Here is a 13,279-nt window from a genome sequence, read left to right on the forward strand (position 1 = left end):
AATGGGGAATAGGGAATAGGGAATAGGGAATAGGGAATGGGGAATGGGGAATGGGTATTTTACGCAGGCTAAAATCAGGCCAATAGGTGTCCTATCAAATTAGGATAGCTAGTATTGTTTCTAGGAAATCCCTGTAATATCTAGCTTTCTTAATTTTGAATTTTGAATTTTGAATTGATATTACATCCACATGGGATAAGGGTTTAGTTGGGCTTCTGTAAGCGGCTGTTGTAACCAACCCATTTTCACGGGGACATCATAAAGTCTACCTGCACCTACGCGTTTCCACATATGGCGCATTCCTGGTACGATGACTTTAGCTACTTTAAGTCCAATATCAGGGCGAGTCTGATCTAGAACGAGCATTTCTAAACCATGCTGTTCCACAATTTTTTGACATAGCCTGACATCTTCAAGAAGATCATCGCTGGCTAATTGGGGATAATCTGCATAGACTTTGGGAACACTTTGAGCGTCGGGAACTAGATAAGGTTGATTGGAGATATTTGCAGATTTCCACCATTCCACAGCAAGGCGATCGCTAGATGGGGGATACTGGGTACTACCATCCGCGTTAGTAACTAATACATTCGGCAAAATTTGGTTCACTTCTGTTAAAGCTCGACTAATGGCTAGCTTGGCATCAAAGTGAACGCCGTAACCTAAGATAATATCCTCTACATCTCCATCTGTTCTGCGACTAATGGCCGCAAAAGCCGGAATGTTGAGATCACTAGTAATATCTATTACCCACAATTGTCTGTCAAGACTTTCATAATATTTGTTCAAAGTTTGAAAATAAGGTTCATCAAAACTATTTAAATCTACTTGATGTTTTGGCAGCCGATTATACCACCACAACGCTACACAGTCCCTTTCTACGAGTTCCATAAACCCTTGGAGAATGGCTTCTTCGAGGGTATTACCTGCGGCGCAACCGTTGGAGTCTGCCCAACAATCCCTCTCTCCTGACTGGGGATAGCCGTAATAACAGTAGGCAGTGGGCAGATATTTAAATTCCTGATGGGTTAAAGACCAAACTGGTGTCCAGTCAATTTCTCTAGTGGTATCAAAAGGTGCAGGGACTTTTTGAAACCAACCTTGACAATCAACATTCCATTGTTCTCGGTGCTGATATTGGGTAGGGCTAAAATTCATACAATCATTGGGGTGAATTGCTTTGTCGCCCAACTGTTCATAACTGCTTTTGAGTCTGATTTCATCCCCCTGAAACACCCCAGAATACCTTTCAATCGCTTCACAAAAACCGCTAGCTTGGGCTTGGGTGTCGGTTCTACCTTTACCGGCACTTCTACCGCCGATATTTTGGCGTAAACTACCTAAATCATCAAAAAGGCTTTGAAAGTGATGTTTGGCTATATATGTGTGAGTTAAGCCATTCCCTGGGATTTTGCTGAGTTCTCGAACAATACCTGTGATGGGGCTAATATGATGGGCGTATTTCTTTAAGGTTTCTTGTGGTGAACAAGAACGATGTCCGCCATCTGTGGTGAAAGTCTTCTGACGAGATTCTAAAACAATTGGCGAGGGCTGGTGATTTGGTTCACCGCAAGTATGACATTGGGGACGCTGTATCACGGTATGGTTTTGGGTTTGGAGAGTCAAGGTGTCATAGGTGATGAGACTCCCTGCTAGTTTGGAATTTTCGCCTTGAATAATCCATTTAAAAACCTCCGTCGCTATCATTCCGATTGCGGTTTGCACTGTAGCATTGAGAAATCCTAGAGGCGGGGATAGGGAAATCTGTTTATGTCTGTGAAGGTAACTAGCGACTGGGCGATTATTTCTTAGACGGTTAGCGAGACATTCCCAACAAGCTGTTTTTTGGGGGTGAAATATCGGCCCTATCCAGACTATCGTTCCCAGAGGGTTAGCTAGTAGCCACGGAGATGAAGCTTGTTGATTAAATGCTGCTAGTTGCGGGTGGAGGTAGTCGTCAGTTAAGACTACGGTGATATCACCAGTTTCTCCGACTTGGATATCTAGGGATTTGAGGAGAGAAATTAATTCATCGGTGGGAAGAGAACCAAATGCTTGAACTGCAACTGTCGTTGATTGCAACCTTTGGGCAGCTACGATGGGGGGAACATTAAGATGATGACAGAAAATAGCTAAGGGCGATCGCTCGGATTCATCTTCTAGATAGCCCCGTTGTTCCATGTGGAATAGGGCGTATTGGGCTTTGATGCTGGTGTTGAGAACATTCTGAAAAAATTCTGAATTTTCTGGGTTGGTGGGTAGTAGTTCTAGCTGAATGATATCAATGATTTCGTCAACGCTATATTTACCTTCTTTGATAAGAGAAGCTATCAGAAATGAGAGGCGATCGCTCAAGCAAATGGATTCTCTCTCAGATATGATAAATACTTGGTCTGGTTCTATTGTCTCAACGGTATAGCAGGACTTGAATTTTGGTTGATTAATCATGTTTTGTCAGCAAAATCTGGAAATTACTGACATATATTAGCTAATCCGTGGATATAGTGTGAAAATCTCATCCACTAACCTTTTAGGATGCGTTAACAAAGTAACTTACCATCCAGATATTTATATTGTATTACCATATTATAATATAATATAAATATATTTAAATTAAAACACTACCATTGTGCATAGGAATAGTTGTTAAGAATATTTTGGTCTTTACTCAACAATATATTTTTATCTAACAAAGCATTTGCCGTAATTATCCGGTCAAAGGGATCGCGAGTCCAAGTTATTGTTAAAGCAACGCTGATAATATCATTAAAATTTTTATTACAAACCTTTAAGTCAATGTGGTTTGACAGATCCGCAATAATCACATTTGGTTCATCTGTAATACGTTTTATCTCATATAAATACTGCAACTCTAACCGAACAATTGCCGAAATATAAACTTCATTATTATTAATTAAAGTTTTAGCAACATCATTTAATTTATCTGTTAAACCAGAATAGAGCCATGCTACTACATGAGTATCAAGATAAATCAATATTAACCTCCTGCTCCCAACTGATATGAACTAAATCATCAGGATTTCCCTGGATAGCATTTGGTTTAGCAGTCAAATTTTTAAGTTTATCTATTTTTTCTACAGGCACAATTTTTAATAATTTGCCATTTTTATTAATTTCTAATGGCATACCTGTTTCTAGTACCTCATCTAATAGATGCTCAATATTATTACTTAATTCTGTTAATGTAACCTTTTTCATTACTTGCCTTCAAGATTTACATTGTTTCATCAGTTCTAGGATAACAAAAATCCTGGCTTTACCCATAAGCTGATTTGAGGCTGTAGCAGCAATATTTACCAACTTAAGTATTTCACAAGATGTAAGTAAGTCGGTGCGAAAAAACCAAACTACATTAAGCAATGTAAAAATTGGGAAATTCGTTTTGTAGTAAGGACTACCCTTCTCCTTGCGGGACGCTACGCGAACGGGAACGCTTCGCGAACAGTCCTTATTTGAGGACTAAAGTCCTCTCTACGAGACGCTTGCGCGAACACTACAAACCTTTAATATTTACCATGTTCTACTTATGGGTTAATTCTAAATAGCTTTAACACCGCTAATCTTTAAAACATCCCTCATAGTTGCACAGTAATTAGGTAACTCAAAACTACCAGGATTAATTACAGTGTCATAGGTAAAATGGCGGTAGTTCATGCAGAATCTATCCCAAGCCGCCATTTGAATCCGAAAGACGGCGATAATTAAATTAGCTAAGGATAGAGATAGGGGAATGCGGAAGAAAATCTTTTTGCCAAAATAAATACAAAGTTCTTCTATGGCTTGGTCGGCGGTTAGTCTTTTTTGTCCTAAAACTAGCCTGCGCGGTGTATTGTTTTGGGGAGGATTGACAATTAAATATTTAACTACAGTCGCAATATCTTGACCGTGGATAAAGTGAAAACTACCGTCGGCTTTGAAGAAACGAATTAAATTAATATATTTGGTAACTTCGGGGACTCCTGATGTTAAATGAGAATAGGGTTTTTTGGCATCACCACCTAAAACTAAAGTCGGAAAAACAGTAGTAATTTTCGGTTCAATCGCCAATTGTGATATCTTCTGTAAACACTCATATTTAGACCGGATATAATCTGTACCAATTTCTCCCGCTTCTTGGAGTGGTTGATTATGACGGTCTAAAACACTAGCTGTAGAAAAATAAATAACTTGTTGGCAACGTTCAGGATTTAATAGACTGAGTAGTTCTAAAGTTTTCGATACATTAATATCAAAAGTTTGTTCACCACCCCAAGCTGTAGCTGTGAGAACAGCAACATCAATAGTAGGTAGTAAATCTGCTAATTGGCTAATATTTTGCATATCACCCTGCAAAACGTGAATACCAGGGCGAACAGTGGTATCAACTTGTAGTTTTTGTGGGTTTCTGACTAGTAAATATAATTCGTCTTCTGTTTGTTGAATTAATGTTTCACTTATATAGTGACCAATACAGCCACTAGCACCAGTTATTAAAATTCTTTTATTCATAAGAGAGAGGCAGGATAATTTTAGATTGTAGATTGAACAATCTAAAAATCGCAAATCCAAAATTAAGTGTTATCGATAGAGTCAATAGTCTCTAATCCAAAGTCAATAGTTCCCAGAACAAAAACTAATGACTATTGACTATTGACTAATGACTATTGACTAATGACTAATGACTAAACCAACGCATTGAGTTGCTTGGCGGTTTCAAAGAAGAAAGCCACGTTTTCTTCTGGGGTGTCTGGGTGTACACCGTGACCAAGGTTGAGGATGTGACCCCAGTTACCTGCTTTGCGAACAGTGTCAATGATGCGATCGCGGATAAATTCTTTTGAGCCGTATAATACGCCAGGGTCAAGATTACCTTGGACTTTGACGTGTTTTCCTAGTCTGGCTCGCGCATCGGCCATGTCTACTGTCCAGTCTACGGTGACGATATCCGCGCCAGATTGTGCCATCCGTTCTAATACGCCTGCGCTACCACTGACTAACAAAATCAATGGGGTGTCTGGGTGAGTTTCCTTGACTTGCTGGAATACCCGCTTTTGGTAAGGTAGAGCAAAAATATCATAGTCTTGGGGGCTGAGATATCCTGCCCAAGAATCGAACATTTGCACTACTTGCGCGCCGGAGTCGATTTGATAGCGGACGTAATCTGCGATCGCATCTGCTAATTTGGTTAGGAGTTGATGCAGCAAATCTGGCTGGGTGAAAGCCATGTTCTTGATGATGGAATAGGTTTTAGAACCTTTACCCTCTACTGCATAAGCCGCTAAAGTCCACGGCGCACCCACAAAGCCCAATACCGTTGATTTGTTGCCTACTTCTTGACGTAATGCCTGCAAAATAGTTTTGATAAAAGGTAGAGCCGTTTCTGGTTCTAGTGGGTGCAGCGCGTCAATTTGTGCTTGAGTGCGAATGGGCGCATGAATAATGGGGCCTTTACCTTCCGCAATGTCCATGTCAATCCCCAAACCGGGTAAGGGAGTCACAATATCGGAAAATAAAATTACGCCGTCTGGTTGGAAAGCTCTCCAAGGTTGCAGGGAGACTTCAATCGCTACTTCAGGAATTTCGGAGCGATCGCGAAATGAAGGATATTTCTCCCTTAAATCCCGATATGCTTTCATGTATCGTCCCGCTTGGCGCATCATCCACACAGGGGGACGATCTACAATTTCACCACGAGCAGCCCGCAAAAGATGAGGAGTCGTTGAAGCAAAACCCATTTAACACTTCATCCTAAGTCACTTTTTTATGTCAATGTTTAGCTTATCATTCTGGGATTACGCTTTCTCAAATAGAGGTAACAGCTCAACGGTAACAGGTGACACGCGAGATGCTCAATGCCCTACGCCCTATGACCTATACCCATTTTCATACTTAGGTTACAAATGTTTTTATTGAGATTATTTTTTTTAAATTTCTTAACTTAAATTAATATGAAAACTAATTCTCATCATGCAACTAGTCAAAGTAAATCTCCAGCAGTGAGGTTATTGATCCCCCGTTCCCAACGCCGGACATTTTTATTTCAGTTTACTTTGATGACGGTTTTGGGTTGGGTGGTGGGTGGTATTGTCAGTTTGGCAATTGAAAAAATTCTCTGGCAAGGTTTTCTGCCGTTTTTCGCCGAACAGCCACAAATATGGAGTTTTTGGGTAAAAATACTGGGGAATATCGTGTTTGCCCTAGTTTTTGCAGCTGATCAGGCTTTAGTGATGCGGCGTTACCTTTCTGGCTGGCGGTGGATGCTGGCTACTAGTCTCGGTTGGCTGCTAGCCAATGCTGTCTCCACGGCTTGGATTAACTATATTGCTAATTTATTTAATCAACCATTGACTAATGACACAGCTTTTGCATTGGGTCTTTTGTCAACACTTCCATATATTTTATCTGGGGTTTGGTTGGGTTTATTGCAATGGTTAGTCCTGCGGAGTTACACATTTAAAAGTTGGTGGTGGAATTTTTTGCCCTCGATTTCCTTCTTCTGTATTAGTGTGGTAGTTTGGTTACTTTCTTTCATACACAATTTAATTCCAGTACCCGTAATGTCTTGGATTGAACAAGGATTTACGGCTATGATCCTGGGAGTAATACCAGCTATTGGCTTGTGTACTTTAAAGAAACAACTACAACGTCAGACTGGAATCTCTAGTGTCCCCTCCAATTTGGGGTAGCTAGTTGGTTGATTTGGGAGAAAAGGTTACAGAAGGATGACAAAAGACCGGGTGTTACAAACAAATATTCTGCCACCTGTAGCTGAGAAACAGCCCCAGGTTCTAGAATTACATGGCGATCGCCGCCTAGACAACTACTTTTGGCTGCGCGACATTGATAACCCCAAAGTAGTCCAATATTTGGAGGAAGAAAACGCCTACACTGACGCAATGATGCAGCATACAGCATCATTGCAAACTCAACTTTACGAGGAAATGCTCTCACGCATTCAAGAAACTGATTTATCAGTCCCCTACCGCAAAGACAATTATTACTATTATTCACGCACCGAAGCCGGTAAAGCCTATCGTATTTATTGCCGGAAAAAAGATAGTTTAGATGCCCCTGAAGAGGTACTTTTAGACGAAAATGAATTAGCGGAGGGTCATGACTTCTTTGATTTAGGTATCTTTGATATTAGCCCTGATCATCAAATCTTAGCCTATTCTTTTGATACCAGTGGCTCCGAAAGATATACACTTTACTTTCTGGATTTAAATACCCGTCAATTTTATCCAGAAACTATTACTGATACTTATTTTTATTTTTGTTGGGCTAATGACAACCGCACAGGGTTTTATACCAAAATTGATCAAGCAAATCGTTCTTACCAATTATTTAGACATACTCTCGGTACAATCCCCGAATCCGATGAATTAATTTATCACGAACCTGATGATGCTTACTCGTTATACATTAGCAATACTCGCTCACAAGCGTATATTTTAATGAGTTTGCAAAGTAGTATCACCACAGAAATTCACTATTTAGATGCTAATCATCCCCACAGTGATTTTCAGATTATTTACCCCCGCCAAACAGGTATAGAATACTATGTAGACCATCACAGCGATGACTTTTACATTGTCACTAATGAAGCCGCCACTAATTTCAAATTAGTGAAAACTCCCATCGCTGCACTATCAAAAGATAATTGGGAAACTATCATTCCTCACCGTGAAGATGTGTTACTTTCAGGAATTAGCCTCTTTGCTGACCACTTAGTAATTTATGAACGCCAAGATGGGCTACAAACTGCTAGGGTGAGAAACTTATCTACAGGTGATGAAAGTAATATTGCTTTTCCTGAACCCACCTATGCGTTTTCAGAAGGTAGCAACCCAGAATTTAATACAAATATTTTGCGCTTTCATTACACTTCTTTAATTACGCCCCCATCGGTTTTTGATTACAATATGGCAACCAGAGAACGGGAATTAAAGAAACAAACCGAAGTGCTTGGGGGCTATGATTCTACTCAATATTGTAGTGAATGGTTAATGGCCACAGCCCCAGATGGTGTACAAGTTCCCATCTCCATAGTCTACAAAACAGGAACTCAAAAAGACGGCAAAAATCCCTTATTACTCACAGGCTACGGCTCTTATGGTTCTTCTTACCCTGCGTCTTTTTCTTCCACTAGATTAACACTATTAGACAGAGGATTTGTCTTTGCGATCGCACACATTCGTGGTGGCGAAGAAATGGGGCGCAAATGGTATGAAAACGGCAAATTCTTACACAAGAAAAACACCTTCACTGATTTTATAGCCTGCGCCGAATATTTAATTAACGAGGGTTGGACAACAAACACAAATTTAGCCATTACAGGCGGTAGTGCAGGCGGTTTATTAGTGGGTGCAGTCATTAATATGCGTCCTGATTTATTTCAGGTAGTCGTCGCCAATGTACCATTTGTTGATGTAGTCACCACAATTCTCGATACATCCTTACCCCTCTCCGCCGCAGAATGGGAAGAATGGGGAAATCCCAATGACCCAATCTATTATGAATACATGAAGTCCTACTCACCCTACGATAACGTCGAGGCTAAAGCTTACCCTGATTTATTAATTACCGCCGGTTTAAATGATTCCCGCGTCAAATATTGGGAACCCGCCAAATGGACAGCCAAATTGCGAGAATTGAAAACCGACAATCATATTTTGCTGCTCAAAACTAACATGGATGCTGGACATAGCGGTGCTTCTGGACGCTACGAAAGTTTAAAAGAACTAGCCTTTGAGTATGCCTTTATTTTGGAACGATTAAACTTAGTTTAACTTAGGAATACAGCCAACAATTTTAGATTTTAGATTCAAGCTAAAATCTAAAATTTAAATTACCAACACCTACTCAGCAAGAACAGTCATGAAAGAAAATAGCATCATCACTGGTTTTCATGCTCATATTTACTATCAACCCGAAACTCGCTCATTAGCTGCCAAAATTAGAGAAGAATTAGGTGCTAGATTTGAAGTTCAGTTAGGCAGATGGCATGATCAACCAATTGGGCCTCATCCTCAATCAATGTATCAAGTCGCCTTTTCCCCAAACCAATTTCCTCAAGTTGTACCTTGGTTAATGCTAAACCGTGAGGGGTTAGATATTCTCGTCCACCCTGAGACGGGTGATGATCTCACAGATCATACAGCACACGCCCTATGGTTAGGAAATAGACTCGAATTAAATATTAACTTCTTAGCGCGAATCAAGTCTAATGCTTCTTCATAGAGACGAGAAAATTCTCATCTCTATTAGCAACACCACAACTAGTTAGAGAACACCAAAAAATAAATTATCCCAAATAAATAGCTTAGTAGGGTGCGTCAGTGCAAGAAAACCTAACTATACCAAGAGATTATTCATACTGACGCACCCTACAGTTTGGATATTTTTTTATCTGGAAGCCCCTTAATGAAAATTGGCGTTGTGTCGCACTAAATTCATAAATTCCTCGCGAGTCCGTGCATCATCTGCAAATACACCCCGCATCGCACTGGTGACAGTCCAAGAACCTGGTTTTTGTACGCCACGCATCACCATGCACATATGAGTGGCTTCGATGACTACAGCTACTCCTTGAGGTTTGAGTAAACCTTGGAGTGCATCAGCAATTTGTAAGGTGAGACGTTCTTGTACTTGCAAACGTCGCGCATACATTTCACAAATACGCGCAATTTTTGATAACCCAATTACTTTACCATTAGGAATATACGCCACATGAGCGCGTCCAATAATTGGTAAAATATGGTGTTCACAAGAACTGAAAATATCGATATCCCGAATTAATACCATTTCATTGGCATCTTCTGTAAATACAGCTCCATTCAGGAGTTCATCTAAAGATTCATGATATCCTTTCGTGAGAAATTGCAAAGCTTTCACAACTCGCTTAGGAGTATCTAATAAACCTTCCCTATCGGGATTTTCTCCTAAACCAATTAACAAAGTACGTACAGCCTGCACCATCTCTGCTTCGGTAACAGTGGGAACATTTTTGGTAGCGATAGATGATACTACCTCAGCAGCAGAATTTATATCGGGATGAATCGATAAAGTCATTTTCTTTGTTGAATTGGTAAAAGATTATGAATTAGTTAATAGTGAAAAATCTGTGACTCACTATTAACTAAAATGGCTTATCACTTAACACATCTTCATCATATCAAACATTTGTTAAGTTGGGAGTGAATTTGATGAGAATCTAATTTTCTCCCAATAAAAACTAATTGATTCTTAGGTGCATTACGCCATTCATCTGCGTGCAGATTGTAACGTTGTCCGCTTAGTTGAAATATATGGCGTAATTCACTATCACTAAACCACAAAATTCCTTTGGCACGAAAGACATTTTGCGGCATCTCTTCTGCTAGGAAGTTTTCAAATTTATGCACATCAAAAGGTCTATCATATTGACAAGAGATAGATACAAATCCATCATTCTCTAAATGGTGAGAGTGGTGTTCATGGTGATGGTGATGATGGTGTTCATGATGATCATGCTCATGGTGGTGATGATGTTCATGTTCATCATTCTCTAAATTATGGCTAGTATATTCAGCAGTCGGAGTTAAACCCACACCTAAAATTAAAGGTAAAGCCACCTCGCCATATTGAGTGCGTAAAATTCTCGCACCATGTTTCACATCATGAATATAGCTTTCAACTTCTTGCAGCTTTTCTGGGGTGATTAAATCTGTCTTATTGAGGAGAATAATATCTCCATAGGTAATTTGTTTTAAAGCTGCTTCACTTTCAAAATGTTCTCGATTAAATGTCTCAGCATCAACTACAGTCAAAATCGAATCTAGACTAGTTAAATCTCTTAACTCTGTCCCCAGAAAAGTTAAAATAATCGGTAATGGGTCAGCAACGCCAGTAGTTTCAATTACCATGTAATCAATGCGGTCTTCTCGCTCTAACACACGATAAACAGCATCAACCAGACCATCATTAATAGTACAGCAGATACAGCCATTGCTGAGTTCTACCATATCTTGATCAAGAGAGACTAGCAGTTGGCTATCAATGTTAATATCGCCAAACTCATTGACTAAAACAGCGACTTTTAAATCTTGTTTATTTTTCAGAATTTGATTGAGGAGGGTAGTTTTACCACTCCCTAAAAACCCCGTAATAATCGTAACAGGCATTCCCCGTTTAGGGATATCAGGAATGATGTTTTGAGTCGGTGCAGTGATGGCATTCATAGTGCAATTGGATTTTTGTAAATTACTCAATTTCGATTTATCTTCCCAAATTTTTGAATAAATCAGGAAGTTTTAGAAATTATAGCCTCTTGTAAAAAATCCGCCAGTTCATTTAAACTCATCGCGCCTAAATCTCCAGCTTGTCTAGTTCTCACACTCAAATTGTGATTTTCTACCTCTTTTTTTCCCACAACTGCCACAACGGGAATTTTTTCTAATTCTGCTGTCCGAATTTGTTTACCTAAACGTTCGCCACTATTATCTACTTCTACTCTCAAACCAGATTTTTTGAACTCATTGACTACTGATTGGGCATATTCTCGCACATCATCACTTACAGGTAATAATCTTACTTGAATTGGTGCTAACCATAAAGGAAAATCACCCGCATAGTTTTCAATTAAGATGCCAAAAAACCTTTCTAATGAACCAAAAATGGCGCGATGAATCATAATAGGTCTTTGACGACTACCATCGGCTGCAATATATTCCATATCAAAGCGTTCTGGGAGATTAAAATCTACTTGAATTGTGGAACATTGCCACAAACGACCAATGGCATCTTGAATTTTAATGTCAATTTTCGGCCCATAAAATGCACCGCCACCAGCATCCACAACATAATCCCAGCCTTTATTATCTAAGGCTGTTTTTAAAGCTGCTGTTGCTAATTCCCACACTTGATCATTGCCGACTGATTTATCAGGACGGGTGGAAAGATTGACCTCATAATTTTTAAAACCAAAGTCTGATAAAATTTGCTCAGTCAGATTTAAAACACCTAAAATTTCATCAGCAATTTGATGCGGTAAACAGAAAATATGGGCATCATCTTGGGTGAAGCCACGGACACGCATTAACCCATGTAATGCCCCAGACCGTTCATAACGATAAACTGTACCTAATTCCGCCCATTTTAAGGGTAATTCTCGGTAAGAATGCAATTGATTTTTATAAGTTAAAACATGAAAGGGACAATTCATGGGCTTAATTTGGTAAGCCTGATTTTCCACTTCCATTGAGTCAAACATATTCTCTTTATAGAAGTCGAAATGACCCGATGTTTTCCATAAATCGAGATTAGCTACATGGGGTGTGTAGAGTAATTGATAACCAGCTTCTAGATGAGATTTACGCCAATAATCTTCAATAATATAGCGAATACTTGCGCCTTTGGGATGCCAAAATACTAACCCACCGCCAGCAGCTTCTTGAATGCTAAATAGGTTGAGTTCTTGACCGATTTTTCTATGGTCACGGCGTAAAGCTTCTTCTCTTTGTTTCAGATAAGCTTCTAGTTCTGCGGCGGTTTCCCAAGCTGTACCATATATGCGTTGCAGTTGGGGTTTGGTTTCATCGCCTAGCCAATAAGCACCAGCAATGTTAAGTAGTTGGAAAGCATCAGGGGCAATTTCTCCAGTAAAGTTAATGTGAGGCCCTGCACATAAGTCCCACCAGTAGTTATTAGCTGGTTGAATGTCGCTAACAAATAATGATGATTCTGGCTGACCTTTTTCGGGACTACCAATAAAGTAGCGGGTGATGGTTTCCCCTGGGGGAATGCGTTCTAGGATTGCTAATTTGTAAGGTTCGTTTAATTCGGCGATTTCGGTGCGAATTTCCTCCCTTTCTACCTCTTCGCGGATGATAGGGAGGTTAGCTTTAATTATCCGCCGCATTGCTGTGGCGATTTTTTCTAGGTCATCGGGGGTGAGGCTGACTGGACAATCAAAGTCGTAGTAAAATCCGGTTTCTGTAACTGGGCCAATTGCTACCTTAGTCCCTGGATATAGTTGCTGTACCGCCATCGCCATGATGTGGGCGCAGGTATGACGGATGCGTGTAAGTTTATCACTATCATGTGGCTGTGATTTTTCCTGGGACTGGGTGGGGGAACTGACCATAGATTTCAATTCAAAGTTCAAAGTTCAAAATACTTTGGGAATTGGCGGTAGTGTTGCGCCTTCAAAATGCAAAGAGGACTAAAGTCCTCACTACAAAGGGGTTTTGGTAAGGGTGTTGGGGATGGGTGGACTAACAAAGAATGAGAATCGTTATCA

The 13,279-nt window shown here is 39.9% G+C and carries 11 protein-coding genes; 3 read left to right on the forward strand and 8 right to left on the reverse strand.

All coding sequences use genetic code 11. From position 1 onward, the window contains the following. Positions 1-180: 180 nt before the first annotated feature. From CV014_RS01930 to hemE, 5 genes are all read right to left on the reverse strand, one after another. On the reverse strand, positions 181-2,448 hold the full coding sequence (locus CV014_RS01930; protein ID WP_236140478.1) for a TOMM precursor leader peptide-binding protein: 2,268 nt from the start codon (positions 2,446-2,448) through the stop codon (positions 181-183). A gap of 173 nt (positions 2,449-2,621) precedes the next feature. Beyond that, positions 2,622-2,996 (reverse strand): type II toxin-antitoxin system VapC family toxin, encoded by a 375-nt coding sequence (locus tag CV014_RS01935; RefSeq protein WP_236140479.1) that lies wholly within the window; start codon positions 2,994-2,996, stop codon positions 2,622-2,624. Continuing rightward, positions 2,983-3,219: a type II toxin-antitoxin system Phd/YefM family antitoxin gene (locus CV014_RS01940; protein WP_236140480.1), complete on the reverse strand. Its 237-nt coding sequence runs from the start codon at positions 3,217-3,219 to the stop codon at positions 2,983-2,985. Before CV014_RS01940 ends, CV014_RS01935 begins: the two co-directional genes overlap by 14 nt. A 339-nt stretch (positions 3,220-3,558) precedes the next feature. Continuing rightward, on the reverse strand, positions 3,559-4,509 hold the full coding sequence (locus CV014_RS01945; protein WP_236140481.1) for an NAD-dependent epimerase/dehydratase family protein: 951 nt from the start codon (positions 4,507-4,509) through the stop codon (positions 3,559-3,561). Between the two features lie 173 nt (positions 4,510-4,682). Beyond that, positions 4,683-5,735, reverse strand: a complete 1,053-nt coding sequence (gene hemE, locus CV014_RS01950; protein WP_236140482.1) for a uroporphyrinogen decarboxylase — start codon at positions 5,733-5,735, stop codon at positions 4,683-4,685. A gap of 213 nt (positions 5,736-5,948) precedes the next feature. Between hemE and CV014_RS01955 the strand changes: the two genes are divergently transcribed. The 3 genes from CV014_RS01955 to CV014_RS01965 all read left to right on the forward strand — a co-directional run bounded on the left by CV014_RS01955 (position 5,949) and on the right by CV014_RS01965 (position 9,240). Further along, the gene (locus CV014_RS01955) at positions 5,949-6,686 is read left to right on the forward strand and encodes a hypothetical protein (RefSeq protein ID WP_236140483.1); all 738 of its coding nucleotides are present in this window, start codon (positions 5,949-5,951) and stop codon (positions 6,684-6,686) included. 36 nt (positions 6,687-6,722) lie between these two features. Then, positions 6,723-8,789: a S9 family peptidase gene (locus tag CV014_RS01960; protein ID WP_236140484.1), complete on the forward strand. Its 2,067-nt coding sequence runs from the start codon at positions 6,723-6,725 to the stop codon at positions 8,787-8,789. 88 nt (positions 8,790-8,877) lie between these two features. Then, on the forward strand, positions 8,878-9,240 hold the full coding sequence (locus CV014_RS01965) for a DOPA 4,5-dioxygenase family protein (protein ID WP_236140485.1): 363 nt from the start codon (positions 8,878-8,880) through the stop codon (positions 9,238-9,240). 180 nt (positions 9,241-9,420) lie between these two features. Here the strand turns inward: CV014_RS01965 and folE are convergent, their stop codons facing one another. The 3 genes from folE to thrS all read right to left on the reverse strand — a co-directional run bounded on the left by folE (position 9,421) and on the right by thrS (position 13,123). Then, positions 9,421-10,071, reverse strand: coding sequence for a GTP cyclohydrolase I FolE (gene folE / locus CV014_RS01970; RefSeq protein WP_236140486.1), 651 nt, complete (start codon positions 10,069-10,071; stop codon positions 9,421-9,423). 98 nt (positions 10,072-10,169) lie between these two features. Beyond that, positions 10,170-11,219 (reverse strand): CobW family GTP-binding protein, encoded by a 1,050-nt coding sequence (locus CV014_RS01975; RefSeq protein ID WP_236140487.1) that lies wholly within the window; start codon positions 11,217-11,219, stop codon positions 10,170-10,172. A gap of 62 nt (positions 11,220-11,281) precedes the next feature. Next, on the reverse strand, positions 11,282-13,123 hold the full coding sequence (gene thrS / locus CV014_RS01980; RefSeq protein WP_236140488.1) for a threonine--tRNA ligase: 1,842 nt from the start codon (positions 13,121-13,123) through the stop codon (positions 11,282-11,284). Between the last annotated feature and the right edge of the window lie 156 nt (positions 13,124-13,279).

The organism is Nostoc sp. CMAA1605 (genome assembly GCF_021596505.1).
Lineage (GTDB): Bacteria > Cyanobacteriota > Cyanobacteriia > Cyanobacteriales > Nostocaceae > Trichormus.